Source organism: Alistipes sp. HGB5, assembly GCF_000183485.2.
GTDB lineage: Bacteria > Bacteroidota > Bacteroidia > Bacteroidales > Rikenellaceae > Alistipes > Alistipes finegoldii.
The window spans coordinates 25,138-44,601 of sequence record NZ_AENZ01000048.1; the positions used below are offsets into that span (position 1 = coordinate 25,138).

Genomic DNA, 19,464 nt, shown 5'->3' on the forward strand with positions numbered 1-19,464 from the left:
GCCCAAGGCACGCCCCATGCGCATGCCCGAAAACTTCGACGCGGAGGTTTACGCCGTCGTGGCGGAAATCCCCGCCGGCAGAGTCGTCAGCTACAAGCAGATCGCCCGGCTGGTCGGCATGCCCGACCACGCCCGCCGCGTGGGCCGCGCGCTCGCCGAAGCCCCGGCGGGTCTGCCCTGCCACCGGGTCGTAAACAGCGCAGGCCGCACCGTCCCCGGATGGACGCGGCAGCGGGAGCTGCTCGAAGCCGAGGGCGTACGTTTCAAGACCAACGGCTGCGCCGACCTCGCCCGCTGCGGGTGGATGGAGATCCGGTAACGCCACCGTACGGCTGCCCCGGAATCCGCAAACGCCCGGTCCCAAAGCCATGTCGGTTCAACGCCGCCCCGAACCAAAGCCACGCCGGACAAAAACCACCCAGTCAAAAGCCGCCCCGGCCCAAAGCCACCTCCAGTCAAAAGCCGTCCCGGTCCAAAACCACGTCGGACAAAAACCACGCCGGACAAAAAGCCGCATCGTTGTTCCGCCCCTGCCGCTGGGTTCGGAAACATCAGCCAGCCCCAAAGACGCCCAGCTAAAGCGGCTCTGCGAAGCCCCCCCCTCCGCAAAACGCACAATTAAAGGCCGCCCGGCAAAAGACACCCGCAAGACGCGCTGTCAAAGCCCCCCCCGCAAAAGACACCCGACAAATGCGCCGACAAAGACCGCCCCGCGAAACTGCTCCCGCAAACCCCGGCTCACGAAACCCACTCTACAAAACCCGCCCCGCATAGGAGCCCCGCATAGGAGCCCCGCATAGGAGCCCCCGAAAGAAGGCCCTGCAAACCGTCCTGCGGACCGAAAATCGCGGGAAAATTTGGCGTTCCGCAGCAAAACCGTTATCTTCGCACATACCGAACGACGCCTGCGGCCGGGCAATATTCCCGCCCCAGCGACCGTTTATCGGGAAAAGCAACGCATGAAAAGATACTTTCTGTTTATATCGGCACTCCTCGCCGCAACGCTTCCCGTTGCGGCGCAGCAGCCTTTATATATAGTCAACGGCGTCGAAACCGAGCAGATCGCGTCGATCCCGCCCGACGACATCGAGAACGTCGAGATGCTCCCGGCCGACGAGGAGACCATCGCCCGCTACGGCGACAAAGCCGCAAACGGGGTGATGCTCGTCACGCTCCGCTACGACCAGTCCGCCGTTTTCACCGCCGACTCCACCTTCAGCGGCTACATCGCCCGGCAGGTGAAGTGGGGCGACGACGAACCGGCCGCCCGCATCATCCTGCGTTACACCGTAACGCCCGAAGGCGACACGGTCGTGGCTCAGGAACTCGAATCGACCGACAGCCGTCTCAAACGCCGCGTGCTCAAAGCCGTCGCCGAAGCGCCCCGCTGGACGCCGGCCCGCAAAAACGGCACGCCCGTCGAGAGCGAAGGCATCCTGCACATCCAGCTTCCCGAAGGCAAGCTGATGCCGCGTCAGGTAGAACTGGTCTGGCGCTAACCCATGCAGACGCACTCACATATCACCCTTTCCCAATTGCAGCGGCTCGTGAAGGAGGCCCTCCACGAGCGTTTCGCCCTGCCCGTATGGGTCAGCGCCGAAATCTCCGAAATAAAGGTCAATTATTCGGGCCACTGCTACCTAGAACTGGTCGAAAAAGGGGGCGACAACGGCGTTCCGCTGGCGCAGTCGCGCGCCGTGATCTGGCGCACGGCCTATCCCCGCATCGCAGGATACTTCGAAGCCGAAACCGGCCAGCGGCTCGCCGCCGGAATCAAGATTCTGGCCAAAGTCGCCGTCAATTACCACGAACTCTACGGATTTTCGCTCCAGATCACCGACATCGACCCCACCTACACGCTGGGCGACATGGAACGGCAGCGGCAGATAACCATCGCCCAGCTTCAGCAAGAGGGCGTCTGGGACATGAACCGCGAAGCGCCGATGCCCGTCGTGGTGCAGCGCGTGGCGGTCGTATCGAGCGCCAACGCCGCAGGTTATCAGGACTTCCGCAAGGAGCTGGCCAAAAGTCCCTACCGTTTCGACGTAACGCTGTTCGACGCCTTCATGCAGGGCGCGGCGGCCGAAGAGTCGATCGTCGCGGCGTTATGCGCCGTCGCAGAGCGGATGGACGAATTCGACGCCGTGGTCCTCATCCGCGGCGGCGGCTCGGCCAGCGACCTCAACTGTTTCAACGCCTACCGGCTCTGCGCCCACGTGGCGCAGTTCCCGCTGCCGATCCTGACCGGCATCGGCCACGACAAGGACACCAGCGTCGCCGACATGGTGGCCCACACGGCGCTCAAAACCCCGACAGCCGTAGCCGGATGGCTCGTCGAACGGATGACGCAGGCCGAGGGGTGGCTCGACTACGCGGCCCTGCAACTGCACGATGCCACGAAAGCCGCCATGCATGCCTCCGAGGTGCGGCTGGAACGGCTCACGGGCGACCTGCGCCAGATGAGCGGCGACCTGCTCACGCGGCAGCGGCTCCGCGCGGAACACCTTTCGGCCCTGCTGCCGGAAGCGGTGCGCAATTTCCTCGCACGGCAGGCCACACGGCTCGACAACGCCGCGGAACTGATCGCCGGCCGCTCTCCGGAACGTATCCTCCGGCTGGGCTTCGCCGTCGTCCGCACGGGCGGCAAAGCCGTGGTGTCGGCCCGCGACGTCCGCAAAGGCGACGCCCTCGAAATCGAAGTCGCCGACGGCACGATCCACGGCACCGTGCAACGCAGCGAGCCGAAATAAAACCGCAGCAGTCCACCCCGTTCCGGAACCCCAAAACGGCGGCAGTAAACACACAACGACAAAAAACAGACATGGCAAAGAAAGAGATGACATACGCCGAAGCGATGGCCCAGATCGAGAAGATCCTCGCCCGCTTCCGCAACGAAGAGATGGACGTGGACAGCCTCGCCGCCGAGGTCAAACGCGCCACGGAGCTGATCGCCGGCTGCAAATCGCGGCTGCGCAAGGCCGAAGAGGAGGTTTCCAAAATACTGGAATCGTGATGTCCGGGGAAATCGTCATCCGTGAAACCGTCCCCGCCGACCTCGCGGCGATCGTCGAAGTGCATAAAAAGGGCTTCGGCTACGACAAGGAGGCCGGGCTGACCGCCGAGCTGCTGTCCGATCCGACTGCCGAACCGACCGTCTCGCTGCTCGCACTGCGCGACGGGGAGGCCGTCGGCCACATCCTGTTCACCCGATGCCGCATCGTCGGAGCGGAAGTGCAGCGACCGTTGTTCTACATCCTCGCACCGCTCGCCGTCGTTCCCTCCTGCCAGAAGCAGGGCGTCGGCGGACTGCTGATCGCCGAGGGGCTGCAGCTGCTGCGGGAGCGGGGCGCGAAACTCGTCTTCGTACTCGGACACAAGGAGTACTACCCCCGCCACGGATTCATTCCCGGAGCGGAAAAACTGGGATTTCCGGCCCCTTATCCGATTCTGGAAAAACATGCGGACTACTGGATGGCGCAGGCGTTGACCGACGACGGATTTTCAGGTCCCAAAGGCCGGGTCGTATGCGCCGACGCTCTGAACCGCCCCGAACACTGGCGGGAATAAAACCTCACCTGCGATGAAAAAACTTATCAAATGGATGCTCAACCACGTGCCGCGGCCGCTCCTTCAGCGCGTCGCCGGCTGGGCCGTTCCCGCCGCGGGCCTGTTCTACAAAGGCCGGGGTGTCGAATGTCCGGTCTGCGGGTCCCGATACCGCAGATTCATGCCCTACGGCTATGTCCAATCACGGGCCAACGCGCTCTGTCCCAAATGCCTGTCGCTGGAACGCCACCGCCTGCTGTGGCTCTACCTCACGCGTGAGACCGACCTGCTGACGAGTTTTCCCCGCACGCTCCACATCGCGCCCGAAGTCTGCATCATGCGCCACCTGAAACCCCATTTCAAGGGGCATCCGGGACAGTACGTCACCGCCGACCTCGAAAGCCCGCTGGCCGACCTGCACTTCGACGTGCAACAGATTCCGCTGGCCGACGATTCGGTCGACGTGATCCTCTGCAACCACCTGCTCGAACACGTCGCCGACGACCGCAGGGCGCTGCACGAACTCTACCGCATCCTCAAACCCGGCGGCTGGGGCATCCTGCTCTCGCCCGTGGAACCGGACTACGAACAGACCTACGAGGACGACTCGATCACCGATCCCGAAGAGCGGACACGCATCTTCGGACAATACGACCACCGCCGCATCTACGGCGCGGACTACACAGACCGGCTGCGCGAAGCGGGCTTCGAGGCCGCGGACATCGACTACGCCGCGACCTTCTCCGAGGCCGAACGCCGGCTTTACGCCCTGCCGAAAGACCATATTTACGTCGTCTACAAGCATTGAGGCAAACCGGCATGCGCTCCCTCCGAGTCAGCACAAAAACGCCCCGTAACTCAGGTTTCGGGGCGTTTTCCCCCTACTGCCCGTATCAACTCAGTACAGAAAAAACACGATCCCCGTAAAATGGGCCGCCACAGCCAGATTGATCAGCAGGTGCCAGACCATATGGTGGTAGCGGAATCCCTGCCGGGCGTAGAACCACGCGCCAAGCGTATAGAGCACGCCGCCCGCGGCGATCAGCGCCAGCAGCGGCGGCGATGCCTGCCGCACGAAAAGCGGCATGAAAAATACGATCGTCCACCCCATGACCAGATAGATCGTCAGGCTGAGGGCGGGAATCGTCTTGCGCGAAAGCGACTTGTAGAAGATGCCGAACAGCACCATCGCCCACTGCAGGATCGTGATGAAAACGCCCTGCCACCCTCCGATCACCGACAGCGCGATCGGCGTGTAGCTTCCGGCGATGGCGACGTAGATGAAAATATGGTCGAGGATATGGAACACGGCCTTGTGTTTCGAGGCCGGATTCATCGAATGGTAGAGCGTCGAAGCGAGAAACATCAGGAAGATCGAGATCACGAAAATGCTCACCGACACCGACGCCAGAATGCGGTCAGGGTCGTGCGCGTAGGCCCACACGGCCGCAAAGGGAAGCGCCACGAGCGCCAGCAGCGACATCACGCCGTGCGTGACCGTATTGGCGACCTCCTCCCCCACGGTCGGGACATAAGCATCCTTTTTCTTCGTCATAATCGGGTGTATTGGTCCGATGTGCCAAATTTATGAATTTTTTTCATATCTTTGCCGTCAAGGTTATGCGGTTAGGGAAAAATGGACTTTTCACGTTACGAAAAACTCCGCACGCTCGTGCGCGCGAACTTCTCGGAGCAGACTCAGGCACTCGTGGACGAGGCGCTGGTCTACGCCGACGGGAAGCTTGCGTCCCTGACCCGCTATGACGGCAGCCCCCTGCTGACGCATGCCGCGGCCGTGGCCGGAATCGTGATCTCCGAAGTGGGACTCGGACGCAACTCCACCATCTCGGCCATCCTGCACGACGTGGTGCGTCTGGCCCACAAACAGCTCCCGGCCGAAGAGTTCCTCGCCCTGACCGCCGACATCCGCAGCCGCTTCGGCGAGCAGGTCGTCGGCATCACGATCGGGATGTGCAACATCTCGGAACTGAAACTGAAGGTCGCCAAGGAGCAGGCCGAGAATTTCCGCGACCTGCTCGTCTCCTACTCCGAAGACCCCCGCGTCATCCTCATCAAGCTGGCCGACCGGCTCGAAGTGATGCGCTCGCTGGAGATCTTCCCGCACGAGAAGTGGCGCAAGAAGAGCTGGGAAAGCATGAACCTCTACGCCCAGATCGCCCACAAGCTGGGTCTCTACAGTCTCAAAAGCGAGCTGGAGGACATCGCGCTGAAATACCTCGAACCGAAGGACTACGAACACATCGTCACCAAGCTCGAAGAGAGCGCCGACGAACGCAAAGCCTTCATCGCACGGTTTCTGGTCCCCATCGAGGAGCGTCTGCACAAACTCGGCATCAAATACCACATCAAGAGCCGCACGAAGTCGATCTTCTCGATCTGGACCAAGATGCACAAACAGCACGTGCCGTTCGAGGGCGTTTACGACATCTTCGCCATCCGCATCATCATCGACTGCCCGAAAGAGCAGGAGAAGCCGCAGTGCTGGACGGCCTATTCGGTCGTGACGGACTTCTATACGCCCAACCCCAACCGCATGCGCGACTGGATTTCGATCCCGAAGTCCAACGGCTACGAATCGCTGCACACCACCGTATCGGCCGAAGGCCGCTGGGTCGAGGTGCAGATCCGCACCGAGCGCATGGACGCCGTGGCCGAACGCGGCATCGCGGCGCACTGGCGCTACAAGGGGGTGAATCAGGGCGCGCAGACCAGCGAAGTCTGGCTGGGTCGCCTGCGCGAACTGCTCGAAGACACCACCCACTCGCTGGCGCAGCGTTTCGATGCCAAACCCGCTTCGGGCGAGATCTTCGTCTTCACGCCCAACGGCGACCTGCGCAAGCTGCCCGAAGGGGCCTCGCTCTTGGACTTCGCATTCGACATCCACACCAGTCTGGGTTCGACGTGCGTCGGCGGCAAGGTCAACAACCGGGCCGTGTCGATCCGCGAGCAGCTGCGCAACGGCGACATCGTCGAGATCCTCACCCAGAAGAACCAGACGCCCAAATCCGACTGGCTCAACTTCGTGGTCACGTCGAAGGCCCGCAACAAGATCAAATCGTTCCTGCGCGAGGAGCAGGCCAAGCATACCCGCATGGGGCGCGAGGAGCTGGAACGCAAGCTCAAGAACTGGAAATTCCCGCTCACGATCGACGAGGCTGTAGCCTATCTGGTCAAATACTTCAAAGTCCGCACAGGCACCGAAATCTACGCCCTGATCGCCACGCAGAAGGTCGATCTGGGGACCATCAAGGAGATCCTCACGCGCCATATTTCGGGCGAAGCCGACGAGCAGCGGCGCGCCGCTGCGGCCGAAGCCGAACGCAACAAGGTCCACAACGCCAAGGAGAGTCCCGCGGCGCAGGACGCGCTGGTCATCGACGACGACATCTCGAAAATCCAGTACAAGCTGGCCAAATGCTGCAACCCGATCAAGGGCGACGAGGTGTTCGGCTTCGTGACGATCAATTCGGGCATCACGATCCACCGCTGCGACTGCCCCAACGCCAAGCGCATGCGCGAGAATTACCCCTACCGCGTCATCGACGCCCGCTGGCGTTCGACGGCCGAAGGCGCGTTCCGCGTCTCGCTGCGCATCGTCGCCGCCGACACGACCGGCATGGCCAACCACATCACCGAAGTCATCAGCCGCGACCTGAAACTCAACATCCGCTCGATCAACTTCGCCTCGCTGGCCAACGGCTGCATCGCGGGCACGGTGAGCGTCGAGGTGCCCGGCGCGGGCGTGGTCGATACGCTCATCCATTCGATCATGCGCATCAAGGGCGTTCAGCGCGCCTTCCGCATCAACAACTGATTCACACACAATTTTACCCACATAACTAAGTAAATGGATAACAACTCTATCAGCGTCTTATTTGCCGACTCGTCGCACGCCCACTACGCCCAGCGTATCTGCGACCTGATCTACGAGTCGGCATTGCAGCGTGGCACGGGCATCGCCAAACGTTCGCCCGAATACATCGCCGCAAAAATGACCGGTGGCAAGGCCGTCGTGGCGCTGGACGGTGAGAAACTAATCGGTTTCAGCTACATCGAGTGCTGGGGTCACGGCGATTTCGTCGCCACCTCAGGACTTATCGTCGATCCGGAGTACCGCCATATGGGACTCGCGGAGCGTATCAAACGACGAACCTTCGAGCTGGCCCGACGACGATTTCCGTACGCCAAGTTATTCAGTATTACTACGTCGCTGCCCGTGATGAAGCTCAATTCGCGCATGGGCTACGTGCCGGTGACCTTCTCGGAGCTTACCGAGGACGAAGAGTTCTGGCGGGGTTGTCAGGGATGCTGCAATTACGACATCCTGCAGCGCAACAACCGGCGCATGTGTCTCTGTACGGGCATGCTGTACGATCCGGCGAAGGAGCCTCCGCAGTCGCAGTCGCGCTGGGCGCCCTACGTCATGTTCTTCAAGAACAAATTCAAGAAACTGTTTCACCTGAAGTAAATAAAACCGATATAAAATGGAAAAGAAGAAAGTAGTTCTGGCGTTCAGCGGCGGTCTGGACACCTCGTTTTGCGTAAAATACCTTTCGGAGGAGAAAGGCTACGACGTTTACACGGCCATCGCCAACACGGGCGGCTTCTCCAAGGAGGAGCTTGCGAACATCGAGAAACGCGCCGTGGCGCTGGGCGCCGTGCGGCACGCCACGCTCGACATCGAGCAGGAGTACTACGAAAAGAGCATCAAATACATGGTCTTCGGCGACATCCTGCGCAACGGCACCTACCCGATTTCGGTCAGCTCGGAGCGCATCTTCCAAGCCATCGCCATCATCGAATACGCCAAGTCGATCGGCGCCGACTGCGTGGCCCACGGCTCGACCGGCGCCGGCAACGATCAGGTGCGCTTCGACCTGACGTTTCAGGTGCTCGCCCCCGAAATCGAAATCATCACCCCGACGCGCGACATGACCCTGACGCGCGAATACGAAATCGACTACCTCAAGAAGCACGGCTTCGAAGCCGACTTCAAGAAGATGGAGTACTCGATCAACAAGGGGCTTTGGGGCACGTCGATCGGCGGCAAGGAGACGCTCCATTCCGAGCAGACGCTGCCCGAAGAGGCCTATCCGAGCCAGATCACCGCATCGGGCGAGGAGCGGCTGAAAATCACCTTCGAGCAGGGCGAAATCGCCGCCGTGAACGGCAGGCCCTACGCCGACAAGGTCGAGGCCATCCGCGCCGTGGAGGCCGTCGGCTCGAAGTTCGGCATCGGCCGCGACATGCACATCGGCGACACGATCATCGGCATCAAGGGCCGCGTAGGCTTCGAAGCCGCCGCCCCGATCCTCATCATCGCCGCGCACAGGATGCTCGAAAAGCACACCCAGACCAAGTGGCAGATCTACTGGAAGGAGCAGGTCGCCAACTGGTACGGCATGTTCCTCCACGAGGCGCAGTACCTCGAACCGGTGATGCGCGACATCGAAGCCATGCTCGTCTCGTCGCAGCGCAACGTCACGGGCACCGTCGAACTGATCCTGCGCCCCTACAGCTACACGCTCGTGGGCGTCGATTCGACCTACGACCTGATGAAGACCGACTTCGGCGAATACGGCGAGGTGAACAAGGCGTGGACGGCCGACGACGTGAAGGGCTTCACGAAGATCCTCGGCAACCAGATCAAAATCTACCATAACGTCCAGAAACGCAACGAGAAATGATACGCGCAGGCATCATCGGAGGCGCCGGCTACACCGCCGGCGAACTGATCCGCCTCTTGGTAAACCATCCGCAGGTCCGGCTCGCCTTCGTCCACAGCACCAGCAATGCGGGCAACCGCATCGCCGACGTGCACGGCGGACTGGAGGGCGACACCGAACTGCGCTTCGCCGACACCTGCGACCTCGCGTCGATCGACGTCCTGTTCCTCTGTTCGGCGCACGGCGAGAGCCGCAAATGGCTCGAAGCGAACGACGTTCCCGCCGGCGTGAAGATCATCGACCTCGCACAGGACTTCCGCGACGAGAGCGACGGCTTCGTCTACGGACTTCCGGAGCTGAACCGCGACCGCATCCGCACGGCGGAGCGCGTCGCCAATCCGGGCTGTTTCGCCACGGCGATCCAGCTGGCGCTGCTGCCCCTCGCGGCGGCGGGCCTGCTGACGGGCGAGGTGCACGTGACGGCCGTCACGGGTTCGACGGGCGCGGGCGTAAAGCCTTCGGCCACGACCCACTTCAGCTGGCGGACGGACAACATTTCGGTCTACAAAGCCTTCACGCACCAGCACCTGATCGAAATCGGACGCAACCTGCGACGCCTGCAGCCCGGCTTCGGCAAGGCCGTCAATTTCGTGCCGATGCGCGGCGATTTCGCCCGCGGCATCCTCGCCAGCGTCTACACCGACTGCCCGCTCGACGAGACGGCGGCCCGCAGGCTGTACGAGGATTTCTACGCCCCGGCCCTCTTCACGCACGTCGCCGCCGGCAGCGTCGATCTCAAACAGGTCGTCAATACCGACAAGGCCCTGCTGAGCGTGGCCAAATACGACGGCAAACTGCACGTCGTGTCGGTCATCGACAACCTGCTGAAAGGCGCGTCGGGACAGGCCGTGCAGAACATGAACCTTATGTTCGGACTGGACGAGGGCGAAGGACTTCGGCTCAAAGCGTCCGCTTTTTAGAAACAACGAAATCGCTTTCCGGGATTCGCTTTCCGCCGCATGCGGCGGACCAAGCCCCTGCCTGAGGCGGGGGTTTGGGGGGGGGTGGATCAGACTTGCATACACGGCGGCACGCCGTGATTACCGCAATCGGAAGCAAGATGCCAAACAATTTTTGCCATGACACTATTCAACGTATACTCCCTCTACCCCGTCGAGCCGGTGCGCGGCAAAGGCTGCTTCGTCTACAACGCCGCAGGCACCGAGTACCTCGACCTTTACGGCGGACACGCCGTCATCTCGATCGGCCACGCCCAGCCCGACTACGTGAAGGCGATCTCGGAGCAGGCCGCCCGGCTGGGATTCTACTCCAATTCGGTCGAAAACTCGCTTCAGACCGCGCTGGCCGAAAAACTTGGCCGCGCATCGGGTTACGGCGACTACAGCCTTTTCCTCTGCAATTCGGGCGCCGAGGCCAACGAAAACGCACTCAAGCTGGCGTCGTTCCAGACGGGCCGCGCCAAAGTGCTGGCCTTCTCCAAAGCCTTCCACGGCCGCACGTCGGGCGCCGTCGCCGCGACGGACAACCCCTCCATCCGTTCGCCGTTCAACGGGACGCCCAACGTGGAATTCACCCCGCTGAACGACCTCGAAGCGGCCCGCGCCAAACTCGCCACACGCGAATTCGCCGCCGTCATCATCGAGGGCATTCAGGGCGTTTCGGGCATCCACTGCCCCACGGACGAATTCCTGCGCGGCCTGCGCGCAGCCGCTACCGAAACGGGCACCCAGCTCGTGCTGGACGAAATCCAGTCGGGCTACGGCCGCACGGGACGCTTCTTCGCCCACCAGTGGGCCGGCATCCGTCCCGACCTGATCACCATGGCCAAGGGCATGGGCAACGGCTTCCCGATCGGCGGCGTGCTGATCGCGCCCCACTTCGAGGCGCGCCCCGGACTGCTCGGCACCACCTTCGGCGGCAGCCACCTCGCCTGCGCGGCGGCCATCGCCGTGCTGGATGTCATGGAGCGCGAGAAGCTGGTCGAGAACGCCGCCGACACGGGCGAATACCTGCTCGGCGAACTGCGTAAGGCCGACGGACCGAAAGAGATCCGCGGCCGCGGCCTGATGATCGGCATCGAGATCGACGGTTCGGGCGCGGAATTCCGCAAAAAACTCCTTTTCGGAAAACACGTCTTCACGGGCGGCGCAGGCGCTTCGACCGTGCGGCTGCTGCCCGCGCTCTGCCTGACGCGCGAATTGGCCGACCGCTTCCTCGACGCATTCGACGCAACGCTCCGCGGGAAATAAAATCCCGGACGCGATACGACAAGTCCTCTCTGCGGAGGAAAGTCAGGAGAGGGCAGACTCCAACGCAGCGCACCGCCGCGAACAAAAGCCCTCCGGAAGCAAGCGACAGACAAAACAAGATAAAACGAAAACGATATGCATAAATTCACCTGTGCGGCAGATATCGGCGACCTGCACATCGCCGTCGCCGAAGCGCTCGAAATCAAGCGCGACCGTTACCAGTTCACCGGACTGGGCCGCAACAAGACCCTGCTGATGCTCTTTTTCAATTCGAGTCTCCGCACGCGCCTCTCGACGCAGAAGGCCGCGATGAACCTCGGCATGAACGTCATGGTGCTCGACGTCAATCAGGGAGCATGGAAACTCGAAACCGAACGCGGCGTGGTGATGGACGGCGACAAGGCCGAACACCTGCTCGAAGCCATTCCCGTCATGGGGTCCTACTGCGACGTGATCGGCGTGCGGTCGTTCGCCAAGTTCAACAACAAGGCCGAAGACTACGAGGAGCGGGTGCTGGAGCAGTTCATCCGCCATTCGGGCCGCCCCGTCTTCTCGATGGAGGCCGCCACGCGCCACCCGCTGCAAAGCTTCGCCGACCTGATCACGATCGAAGAGTACAAGACCAAGGAGCGTCCCAAGGTGGTCATGACGTGGGCCCCGCACCCCAATGCACTGCCGCAGGCCGTGCCCAACTCGTTCGCCGAGTGGATGAACGCCGCGGATTACGACTTCGTCATCACCCACCCCGAAGGATACGAGCTTGCGCCGCAGTTCGTCGGCCGCGCGCGCGTCGAATACGACCAGCGCAAGGCGCTCGAAGGAGCCGACTTCGTCTATGCCAAGAACTGGGCGGCCTACGCCGATCCCAACTACGGCAAGGTCCTCTGCCGCGACCGCGCATGGACCGTCGACGCCGAAAAGATGGCGCTTACGGACAACGCATTCTTCATGCACTGCCTGCCCGTGCGGCGCAACATGATCGTCACCGACGAGGTGATCGAGTCGCCGCGCAGTCTGGTGATCCCCGAAGCCGCCAACCGCGAAATCTCGGCGCAGGTCGTACTCAAAAGATTGCTGGAGGGACTCGGATAATGGAGAAAATCACGGTAGTAAAAATCGGCGGCAACGTCATCGACGACCCCGCCGTCCTGAAACGCTTCATCGCGGACTTCGCCGCGATGCCCGGCCCGAAAATACTGGTCCACGGCGGCGGCAAGGTCGCCACGCGGCTCGCCGAACGGCTCGAACTGAAGGTGCAGATGGTCGACGGCCGCCGCATCACCGACAAGGGCACCTTGGACGTGGTGACGATGGTCTACGCGGGTCTGGTCAACAAACAGCTCGTGGCCTCACTGCAGGCCGAAGGGTGCAACGCGCTCGGCATGTCGGGCGCCGACGGCAACGCCGTCACGGCCCGCCGCCGCGCCCCCCAGCCGATCGACTACGGCTTCGTGGGCGACATCGAGAAGGTCGATTCCCGGCTGCTCGGACGCCTGCTCGAAGCGGGCGTCACCCCGGTCTTCTGCGCCATCATGCACGACGGACAGGGCACGCTGCTCAACTGCAACGCCGACAGCGTGGCTTCGGCCATAGCCCTCGGCGCAGCGCAGATAGCCCCCGCGGAGCTGGTCTTCTGTTTCGAGAAGAGCGGCGTGCTGCGCGACCCCGATGACGAGACGACCCTGATCCGCGAGATCACCGCCGGATCGTACGCCGCGCTCAAAGCCGAAGGCGTCGTCAGCAAAGGCATGATCCCCAAGATCGAGAACGCCCTCAAGGCCGTCGCAAACGGCGTTCGGAGCGTCACGATCAAACATTCCGACAACCTGTCGAACGACACGGGAACAGTCATCAGATAACCCCCGGTTTCGGCAGTCCGCCCGGACCGCCGGAGCCAAAAAACAGGAAGAGCATGGATGCAAAAACGACGGAAGCGGTCGAACTGCTCAGGAGACTCATCGCAACGCCTTCGACCTCGCGCGACGAAAGCCGCACGGCCGACCTGCTGTTCGCCTTTCTTGAGGAGCGCGGCGCGGCGCCCGAACGGCTGCACAACAACGTCTTCGCCCGCTCCGCGGACTTCGACCCGGCGCGCCCCACCCTCCTGCTGAACTCGCACCACGACACGGTGCGCCCGGCGGCCTCCTATACGCGCGACCCGTTCACCCCGACCGCCGAAGGCGACCGCCTGTACGGTCTGGGCAGCAACGACGCCGGAGCTTCGGTCGTGTCGCTCGCCCGGACGTTCCTGACCTTCCGTGAACAGTCTCTGCCCTTCAACCTCCTGCTGGCCCTTTCGGCCGAGGAGGAGTGCATGGGCGAACACGGCATGCGCGCCCTGCTTCCGCAACTGGGAACGATCGACATGGCGCTCGTCGGCGAACCGACGGGCATGCAGGCCGCCGTCGGCGAGCGGGGACTGGTGGTCCTCGACTGCGAAGCCCGCGGCAAAAGCGGCCATGCGGCGCGCAACGAGGGCATAAATGCGCTCTATATCGCACTCGACGACATCGCGCGGCTCCGCAGCTTCCGCTTCGACCGCGTATCCGAACTGCTGGGACCGATCGGCATCGCCGTCACGCAGATCGCGGCCGGCACCCAGCACAACGTCGTGCCCGACTCGTGCCGCTTCGTCGTCGATCTGCGCACGACCGACGCCTACACCAACGAGGAGACGGTCGAAATCCTGCGCGGCGCACTGCGCTCCCAAGCCGCGCCCCGCTCAACGCGCATCCGCGCCTCGGCGCTCGACGCCGCACACCCGCTCGCACGCGCTGCGCAGGCCGCCGGACGCCGGAGCTACGTCTCCCCCACCACGTCGGACATGGCCCTGATGCCCTTTCCGTCGCTCAAAATGGGTCCGGGAGAGTCGTCGCGCTCCCACACGGCCGACGAATACGTGCTCCTCTCGGAGATCGGGGAGGGAATCGGGATTTACGAAGAATTCATCCGGCAACTCGCCGGAATCCTCTGACGCCGCCCCGCGCGGCAGGCGGCCGAATCCCCGCCGCGAAAGACACCCGCCCCGTGCGGAAGACAGATTTGCAAACGCGGCGCACCGCCGCAAACCACCGGCCGCCGGCAATACGGAGCCGGCACGAAATGAGAAACGAATACACACACGCTATGGCAACCAAACTTTGGGACAAGGGCTTCGAGCCCGACAAGATGATCGAGGAATATACCGTCGGCGACGACCGCGAACTGGACATGCGGCTGGCGAAATACGACGTCGAAGGGTCGCTGGCCCACATCGCCATGCTCGAAAAGATCGGGCTGTTGACCTCCGCCGAACTGGAGGAGCTGACCGCCGGACTGAAAGAGATCGCCGCCGAGATCGAAGCCGGACGCTTTGCGATCGAGCCGGACACCGAGGACGTCCACTCGCAGGTGGAGCTGATGCTCACGCGGCGGCTGGGCGACGCGGGCAAGAAGATCCATTCGGGCCGCTCGCGCAACGATCAGGTGCTGGTGGACCTCAAACTTTTCCTGCGCGACGAACTGCGCCAGACGGCCGACGCCGTAAAAACGCTGTTCGACCGGCTGCAAGGCCTGAGCGAACAATACAAGGAGGTGCTGATGCCGGGGTACACCCACCTGCAGATCGCCATGCCCTCGTCGTTCGGACTCTGGTTCGGCGCCTACGCCGAAACGCTCGTAGATGACATGCGGCTGGTTGCCGCCGCATGGCATATCGCCAACCAGAACCCGCTCGGCTCGGCCGCCGGATACGGCTCGTCGTTCCCGCTCGACCGCACGATGACCACCCGTCTGATGGGCTTCGAAACGCTCCACTACAACGTCGTGGCGGCGCAGATGAGCCGCGGCAAGAGCGAACGCGCCGCGGCCAGCGCCATCGCGGCCATAGCCGCCACCGTAGGCCGCCTTGCGATGGACGTATGTCTCTTCATGAGCCAGAATTTCGGCTTCGTGTCGCTGCCCGACAACCTCACCACGGGATCGAGCATCATGCCCCACAAGAAAAACCCCGATGTCTTCGAGATCATGCGCGGCCGCTGCAACCGCCTGCAGTCGGTGCCGAACGAAATCGCCCTGCTCACGGCCAACCTTCCGATCGGCTACCACCGCGACATGCAGCTGCTGAAGGACATCCTCTTCCCGGCGACGACCGAAATCAAACGCACCCTTTCGATGTGCGACTTCATGCTCGCGCACCTGAAAGTCAACGCCGGCATCCTCGACGACCCGAAATACGACTACCTCTTCACGGTCGAAGACGTGAACCGGCTCGTACTCGAAGGCGTTCCCTTCCGCGAAGCCTACAAACAAGTCGGCATGGCCGTACAGCGCGGCCAGTACCGCCCGACGCGCGAAGTGCGCCACACCCACGAAGGCAGCATCGGCAATCTCTGCACCGCCGAAATCCGCCGGAAAATGGAGCGCGTGATGGCCGAATTCGAATAACCGGAACCGCCGCAACAAAAAAAAGGATGCCCCGAAAAGGCATCCTTCTTTATTCCCCGGACCGCTTATTTGAGCGGTTTGTACATATCCGGCAGGTCGTCCTCGAAAAGAATCTGCTCCTTCCGGGAGAAATCCATAAAATCCTTCTCGGAATAGCACCCGCGGAAAGCGCTGAAATAGTGCCCGCCGTTTGCCGGGAAATCGCCGTTGCGCCACAACAGCACGAACGATACGGGCTCGTTCTCGATAATCTTGTAGAGCATCGACGTCCACCATTTCTTGTTGCAGTAGTTCGACTCCTCAGGATTGTTGTTCTCAAGACCCGTTTCGGTCAGCGCCAACGGTTTGTTCTTCGTATAGGCGATATTCTTCATCAGGCGGATCATCTGCAATCCCTTGTGGTCGTAGTCCGCACCGTTGCGGTCGTAAGCGTCGAGTCCCAGAATATCGACCCATTCGTCGCCGGGCCAGTATTCGAGGTAGGCGTCGCGCGAATTGAGATGGATCATATCGGGCGAATAGGCCCAGATCAGATTGTGCAGCCCCTTCACGTCGCGCAGGTACGAAATCGTGAACTGCCACAAGGCGACGAACTCCTGCGCCGTCGCATTTCCCTTGCCCCACCAGAAGCCGGAGCCGGTATGCTCATGCCACGGGCGGAAGATCAGCGGAATAGGCTCGCCTTCGGGCGACTTGAGGCTCAGCATGAAATCGGCGACCTTGTCGAGCCAGCCTTTGAACTTTTCGTGGTTCTCGCCGCCCGGAATGATCGAATAGACGGCGCGCGTCCCGTCCCACGAATTTCCGCCCGAAACGGGATTGGCGCAATGCCACGAAATCGTATTGACGGCTCCGCGTCCGAATGCCGCGATGATGTGCTTGCGCACTTCGGTGAACAGCTCTCCGTCGATATTGGTCTCCATGTCCAGCTCGATGTTGGAAAGCTCCCAGCCGCAGACTGCCGGGTGGCTGCCCGTCAAGTACTTCGTGTCCGAAAGGTCGGTGTCGTCGCCGGCCCACCATTTCCTGTTGTTGTCCAGACCGTACAGCGTCGGTATCTGCTGGCCGAACATCGTACCGCGCTCGGCCAGCACGAACAGATTTTCGTAGAGCGTCCGGGTAATGGCCGTGGCGCCGGCATCGACCATGGTCTTGGGGCCTTCGGGATACCCCGAAGGCGCGCGGCTCGGCACACCGTTCACCTCGGAACATCCGAGACCGAGGACAACAGCCATGCAGGCGCACGCAGAAAACAGCAATTTCTTTTTCATGTCGTTTTGAGTTTTAGGTTGAATTTATACGGATATTTTCTTCTGGGTGTAGAACGTCTTGAATGGACTGGGAGTCAAACCCTTTCCCTTCTTGAAGATCCGGTTGAAGTTGGAGAGGTTGTTGAATCCGCATTTGTAGGCGATCTCCGAAACGTTCTTGGTCGGGTTTTCGATCAGCATGCGCGAAGCCGCCCCAAGGCGAATGTCGTTGAGCAGATTCACGAAGCTCTTTCCGGAATGCCGTTTGATGAAACGCCTGAACGTCGGTTCGCTCATGTTCACGAGGGCCTTGACCTCGGCGATGGATATGTCCCGGTGGAAATTATCGTTCAGGAACTGCATCACCTTCTGGATGCGCGGCATGTCATAATTGACGTTGTTCTCGATCGACACGGAGCGCTGGGCGAGGATATGGTAATCGCTCTCGCGCGCCAGACAGTTGAGAAGCATCAGGAAGTTAAGCACCGAATCGAACCTGTCTTCGCTGCGTATCAGGTTCTCCACGATCGGCTCAACACGGGAGACCGTCTCTTCGGAGAATGCGATGCCGCGGCGCGCATACTCGAACATCTTCTTGATCGGATAGAACTGCTTCTTGTCGATGAACCCCGATTCGAACAGATCGGGAGAAAACTGCACGCAGACCTCATGGACATCGGCATTCTTCGAAAAATTGCCGTTCAGCCACGCGTGTTCGAGGTAGGAACCCGTGATCAGGACCAGATCCCTGTCGGATATTTCGCGGACGGAGTCGCCCACGATGCGGGTCGCCCCCCGCGCTCCGCACACAAGGTTCAGCTCGTACTCCTTGTGGATATGCACGGGGAAACAGAATTCGCGCTTGTAGCGGTCGAACACGACGAAACAGTCTTGTCCTGAAATAGGCGGTATCTCGGTCAATATGTCAGGATTGGGCATAACGAATCATTATTTGGGCCGGGAATCGGCCAGCGGATAAAACAGAATAAAGGCACATGTTCCCAAGGCGGCCAAAGCCGGGAAGACGCTTTGCAGACACCCTATAACCGTGAGCGCAGCCGGCGACTGGACGGCATTCGCTTCGAATCCGGCCAGCGACAGTATCCACGCCGTCGCGGCACTTCCGACCGCCCAGCCCATCTTCTGGGCCATCGAATAGGAGGAGAATATCAGCCCCGTATCCCGGCGGCCCGAACGCCGTTCGGCATAGTCCGCCGTATCGGCGGACATGGCCCAGAGCAGCGGCAACACCCCGCCGACGCTCAGGCTGATGAGCGCCTGCGCCAGAAGCAGCACGGAATAACCGCCCTGCCGCACGAAATAGAAGGCGAAGCTGAAAACGGCCGTGAGCAGCAAGGTGCCTACCAGCGTCCGCCGGCGTCCGAACCGGTCCGCGGCGAAGGGGATCAGCACGATGCCCGCAATGTTGAAAAACGGCCCCACGGCGAGGAACAGGGCCGACCCGGTCAGGGCGATCCCGGCGAACGACACCGTGCCGACAGTCTCGCCGGCCACGCAATACTTGAAGAAATAGATCGTCCCGCTCTCCCGGAACGCATTGAACACCTGAAGACATACGGCTGCCCCTGCAAGGATCAGCCACGGTCTGTTGTGCAGCAGGTCGCGCAGCGAGAGCAGCACCGGATGCCGCTCCGCCCGCACGGGCCGTACCCGCTCCCGCGTCGTTGAGAACGTCACGAAGAACAGCACGACTGCAAGCGCGGCCACGACGGCGACCGCCGCGGTCCAGCTCGCCGACGGCCCAGCCCACGGCCGGAAAGCCTTCACCAGCGCCTCGACCGCCAGCACGACCGCCATGCTGCCTGCGGCGGCGAAGGTCATCCTGAACGCGGCGAGCACCGTGCGTTCGTGCGGATCGGCCGACATGACGCCGAGCAGTGCGGCATAGGGCACATTGACCGACGAATAGACGATCATCATCAGCGAATAGGTCACGGTCGCATAGACCACCTTTCCGCCCGTTCCCCACTCCGGCATGTAGAAGGTCAGGACGCCCAACGCCCCGAAGGGCAGGGCGCCCCACAGCAGCCACGGCCGGAAGGTCCCCCACCGGCTGGATGTGCGGTCGCACAGAAGCCCGACGACGGGATCGAGCAGCGAATCCCAGATCCGCGTCACCAGAAACAGGACGCCGACCACCCATGCGTCGATGCCGCAGATGTCCGTATAGAAGAACATCAGGTAGACGCTGAAGAGCTTCCACAGCATCGAAGAGGCCGTATCGCCGAGTCCGTAACCGATCTTTTCCCTAAGACGTATGCCCAT

At 62.0% G+C, this 19,464-nt stretch carries 19 protein-coding genes; 15 read left to right on the forward strand and 4 right to left on the reverse strand.

Annotated features, from left to right (window positions below; genetic code table 11):
* Positions 1 to 16: 16 nt before the first annotated feature.
* The 6 genes from HMPREF9720_RS07410 (at position 17) to HMPREF9720_RS07435 (ending at position 4,354) form a co-directional block, all read left to right on the forward strand.
* Complete coding sequence (locus HMPREF9720_RS07410; protein ID WP_009597645.1) at positions 17 to 319, forward strand: MGMT family protein; 303 nt, start codon at positions 17 to 19, stop codon at positions 317 to 319.
* A gap of 640 nt (positions 320 to 959) precedes the next feature.
* The gene (locus HMPREF9720_RS07415) at positions 960 to 1,499 is read left to right on the forward strand and encodes an energy transducer TonB (RefSeq protein WP_039940197.1); all 540 of its coding nucleotides are present in this window, start codon (positions 960 to 962) and stop codon (positions 1,497 to 1,499) included.
* 3 nt (positions 1,500 to 1,502) lie between these two features.
* Positions 1,503 to 2,750 (forward strand): exodeoxyribonuclease VII large subunit, encoded by a 1,248-nt coding sequence (gene xseA, locus HMPREF9720_RS07420; protein ID WP_009597609.1) that lies wholly within the window; start codon positions 1,503 to 1,505, stop codon positions 2,748 to 2,750.
* A gap of 71 nt (positions 2,751 to 2,821) precedes the next feature.
* Positions 2,822 to 3,013 (forward strand): exodeoxyribonuclease VII small subunit, encoded by a 192-nt coding sequence (xseB, locus tag HMPREF9720_RS07425; RefSeq protein ID WP_009597696.1) that lies wholly within the window; start codon positions 2,822 to 2,824, stop codon positions 3,011 to 3,013.
* On the forward strand, positions 3,013 to 3,567 hold the full coding sequence (locus tag HMPREF9720_RS07430) for a GNAT family N-acetyltransferase (RefSeq protein ID WP_014775482.1): 555 nt from the start codon (positions 3,013 to 3,015) through the stop codon (positions 3,565 to 3,567). Before xseB ends, HMPREF9720_RS07430 begins: the two co-directional genes overlap by 1 nt.
* 13 nt (positions 3,568 to 3,580) lie before the next feature.
* Positions 3,581 to 4,354 carry a class I SAM-dependent methyltransferase gene (locus HMPREF9720_RS07435; RefSeq protein WP_009597596.1) on the forward strand — a complete coding sequence of 258 codons (774 nt, stop codon included), beginning with the start codon at positions 3,581 to 3,583 and terminating at the stop codon, positions 4,352 to 4,354.
* A gap of 90 nt (positions 4,355 to 4,444) precedes the next feature.
* Here HMPREF9720_RS07435 and trhA read toward each other — a convergent pair whose 3' ends face one another.
* Positions 4,445 to 5,101 (reverse strand): PAQR family membrane homeostasis protein TrhA, encoded by a 657-nt coding sequence (gene trhA, locus HMPREF9720_RS07440; protein ID WP_009597705.1) that lies wholly within the window; start codon positions 5,099 to 5,101, stop codon positions 4,445 to 4,447.
* An 81-nt stretch (positions 5,102 to 5,182) separates the two neighbouring features.
* Here trhA and HMPREF9720_RS07445 point away from each other — a divergent pair, with 81 nt between their 5' ends.
* The 9 genes from HMPREF9720_RS07445 to argH all read left to right on the forward strand — a co-directional run bounded on the left by HMPREF9720_RS07445 (position 5,183) and on the right by argH (position 15,928).
* Positions 5,183 to 7,381, forward strand: coding sequence for a RelA/SpoT family protein (locus tag HMPREF9720_RS07445; RefSeq protein WP_009597586.1), 2,199 nt, complete (start codon positions 5,183 to 5,185; stop codon positions 7,379 to 7,381).
* A gap of 33 nt (positions 7,382 to 7,414) precedes the next feature.
* The gene (locus HMPREF9720_RS07450; RefSeq protein WP_009597629.1) at positions 7,415 to 8,035 is read left to right on the forward strand and encodes a GNAT family N-acetyltransferase; all 621 of its coding nucleotides are present in this window, start codon (positions 7,415 to 7,417) and stop codon (positions 8,033 to 8,035) included.
* A 16-nt stretch (positions 8,036 to 8,051) separates the two neighbouring features.
* Positions 8,052 to 9,254 (forward strand): argininosuccinate synthase, encoded by a 1,203-nt coding sequence (gene argG, locus HMPREF9720_RS07455; protein ID WP_009597660.1) that lies wholly within the window; start codon positions 8,052 to 8,054, stop codon positions 9,252 to 9,254.
* The gene (gene argC / locus HMPREF9720_RS07460; RefSeq protein ID WP_009597672.1) at positions 9,251 to 10,213 is read left to right on the forward strand and encodes an N-acetyl-gamma-glutamyl-phosphate reductase; all 963 of its coding nucleotides are present in this window, start codon (positions 9,251 to 9,253) and stop codon (positions 10,211 to 10,213) included. The genes argG and argC overlap by 4 nt, the downstream gene beginning before the upstream one ends.
* A 159-nt stretch (positions 10,214 to 10,372) precedes the next feature.
* Positions 10,373 to 11,503 (forward strand): aspartate aminotransferase family protein, encoded by a 1,131-nt coding sequence (locus tag HMPREF9720_RS07465; protein ID WP_009597639.1) that lies wholly within the window; start codon positions 10,373 to 10,375, stop codon positions 11,501 to 11,503.
* A 135-nt stretch (positions 11,504 to 11,638) separates the two neighbouring features.
* Positions 11,639 to 12,595, forward strand: a complete 957-nt coding sequence (locus HMPREF9720_RS07470) for an acetylornithine carbamoyltransferase (protein WP_009597650.1) — start codon at positions 11,639 to 11,641, stop codon at positions 12,593 to 12,595.
* On the forward strand, positions 12,595 to 13,362 hold the full coding sequence (gene argB / locus HMPREF9720_RS07475) for an acetylglutamate kinase (protein ID WP_009597684.1): 768 nt from the start codon (positions 12,595 to 12,597) through the stop codon (positions 13,360 to 13,362). Before HMPREF9720_RS07470 ends, argB begins: the two co-directional genes overlap by 1 nt.
* Positions 13,363 to 13,415: 53 nt before the next feature.
* Positions 13,416 to 14,477, forward strand: coding sequence for a M20 family metallo-hydrolase (locus tag HMPREF9720_RS07480; RefSeq protein ID WP_009597611.1), 1,062 nt, complete (start codon positions 13,416 to 13,418; stop codon positions 14,475 to 14,477).
* 152 nt (positions 14,478 to 14,629) lie between these two features.
* On the forward strand, positions 14,630 to 15,928 hold the full coding sequence (argH, locus tag HMPREF9720_RS07485) for an argininosuccinate lyase (protein WP_009597661.1): 1,299 nt from the start codon (positions 14,630 to 14,632) through the stop codon (positions 15,926 to 15,928).
* A gap of 65 nt (positions 15,929 to 15,993) precedes the next feature.
* Here the strand turns inward: argH and HMPREF9720_RS07490 are convergent, their stop codons facing one another.
* Genes HMPREF9720_RS07490 through HMPREF9720_RS07500 form a run of 3 tightly spaced genes read right to left on the reverse strand, consistent with a single transcriptional unit; the run spans position 15,994 to position 19,464 of the window.
* Positions 15,994 to 17,199 carry a glycoside hydrolase family 26 protein gene (locus HMPREF9720_RS07490; protein ID WP_009597618.1) on the reverse strand — a complete coding sequence of 402 codons (1,206 nt, stop codon included), beginning with the start codon at positions 17,197 to 17,199 and terminating at the stop codon, positions 15,994 to 15,996.
* Between the two features lie 24 nt (positions 17,200 to 17,223).
* Positions 17,224 to 18,117: a helix-turn-helix domain-containing protein gene (locus tag HMPREF9720_RS07495; protein ID WP_009597665.1), complete on the reverse strand. Its 894-nt coding sequence runs from the start codon at positions 18,115 to 18,117 to the stop codon at positions 17,224 to 17,226.
* Positions 18,118 to 18,126: 9 nt separating this feature from the next.
* The gene (locus tag HMPREF9720_RS07500) at positions 18,127 to 19,464 is read right to left on the reverse strand and encodes an MFS transporter (protein WP_009597662.1); all 1,338 of its coding nucleotides are present in this window, start codon (positions 19,462 to 19,464) and stop codon (positions 18,127 to 18,129) included.

What these genes read in the sequence shown, in the direction of transcription:
- xseB (WP_009597696.1), top strand. Translation starts at nt 2,822, where the DNA reads ATGGCAAAGAAAGAGATGACATACGCCGAAGCGATGGCCCAGATCGAG.
- argH (WP_009597661.1), top strand. Translation starts at nt 14,630, where the DNA reads ATGGCAACCAAACTTTGGGACAAGGGCTTCGAGCCCGACAAGATGATC.
- HMPREF9720_RS07415 (WP_039940197.1), top strand. Translation starts at nt 960, where the DNA reads ATGAAAAGATACTTTCTGTTTATATCGGCACTCCTCGCCGCAACGCTT.
- HMPREF9720_RS07495 (WP_009597665.1), bottom strand. Translation starts at nt 18,117, where the DNA reads ATGCCCAATCCTGACATATTGACCGAGATACCGCCTATTTCAGGACAA.
- HMPREF9720_RS07435 (WP_009597596.1), top strand. Translation starts at nt 3,581, where the DNA reads ATGAAAAAACTTATCAAATGGATGCTCAACCACGTGCCGCGGCCGCTC.
- HMPREF9720_RS07450 (WP_009597629.1), top strand. Translation starts at nt 7,415, where the DNA reads ATGGATAACAACTCTATCAGCGTCTTATTTGCCGACTCGTCGCACGCC.
- HMPREF9720_RS07480 (WP_009597611.1), top strand. Translation starts at nt 13,416, where the DNA reads ATGGATGCAAAAACGACGGAAGCGGTCGAACTGCTCAGGAGACTCATC.
- HMPREF9720_RS07490 (WP_009597618.1), bottom strand. Translation starts at nt 17,199, where the DNA reads ATGAAAAAGAAATTGCTGTTTTCTGCGTGCGCCTGCATGGCTGTTGTC.
- HMPREF9720_RS07430 (WP_014775482.1), top strand. Translation starts at nt 3,013, where the DNA reads ATGTCCGGGGAAATCGTCATCCGTGAAACCGTCCCCGCCGACCTCGCG.
- argC (WP_009597672.1), top strand. Translation starts at nt 9,251, where the DNA reads ATGATACGCGCAGGCATCATCGGAGGCGCCGGCTACACCGCCGGCGAA.
- HMPREF9720_RS07500 (WP_009597662.1), bottom strand. Translation starts at nt 19,464, where the DNA reads ATGGGCATACGTCTTAGGGAAAAGATCGGTTACGGACTCGGCGATACG.
- argB (WP_009597684.1), top strand. Translation starts at nt 12,595, where the DNA reads ATGGAGAAAATCACGGTAGTAAAAATCGGCGGCAACGTCATCGACGAC.
- HMPREF9720_RS07410 (WP_009597645.1), top strand. Translation starts at nt 17, where the DNA reads ATGCGCATGCCCGAAAACTTCGACGCGGAGGTTTACGCCGTCGTGGCG.
- trhA (WP_009597705.1), bottom strand. Translation starts at nt 5,101, where the DNA reads ATGACGAAGAAAAAGGATGCTTATGTCCCGACCGTGGGGGAGGAGGTC.
- HMPREF9720_RS07445 (WP_009597586.1), top strand. Translation starts at nt 5,183, where the DNA reads ATGGACTTTTCACGTTACGAAAAACTCCGCACGCTCGTGCGCGCGAAC.
- argG (WP_009597660.1), top strand. Translation starts at nt 8,052, where the DNA reads ATGGAAAAGAAGAAAGTAGTTCTGGCGTTCAGCGGCGGTCTGGACACC.
- HMPREF9720_RS07470 (WP_009597650.1), top strand. Translation starts at nt 11,639, where the DNA reads ATGCATAAATTCACCTGTGCGGCAGATATCGGCGACCTGCACATCGCC.
- xseA (WP_009597609.1), top strand. Translation starts at nt 1,503, where the DNA reads ATGCAGACGCACTCACATATCACCCTTTCCCAATTGCAGCGGCTCGTG.
- HMPREF9720_RS07465 (WP_009597639.1), top strand. Translation starts at nt 10,373, where the DNA reads ATGACACTATTCAACGTATACTCCCTCTACCCCGTCGAGCCGGTGCGC.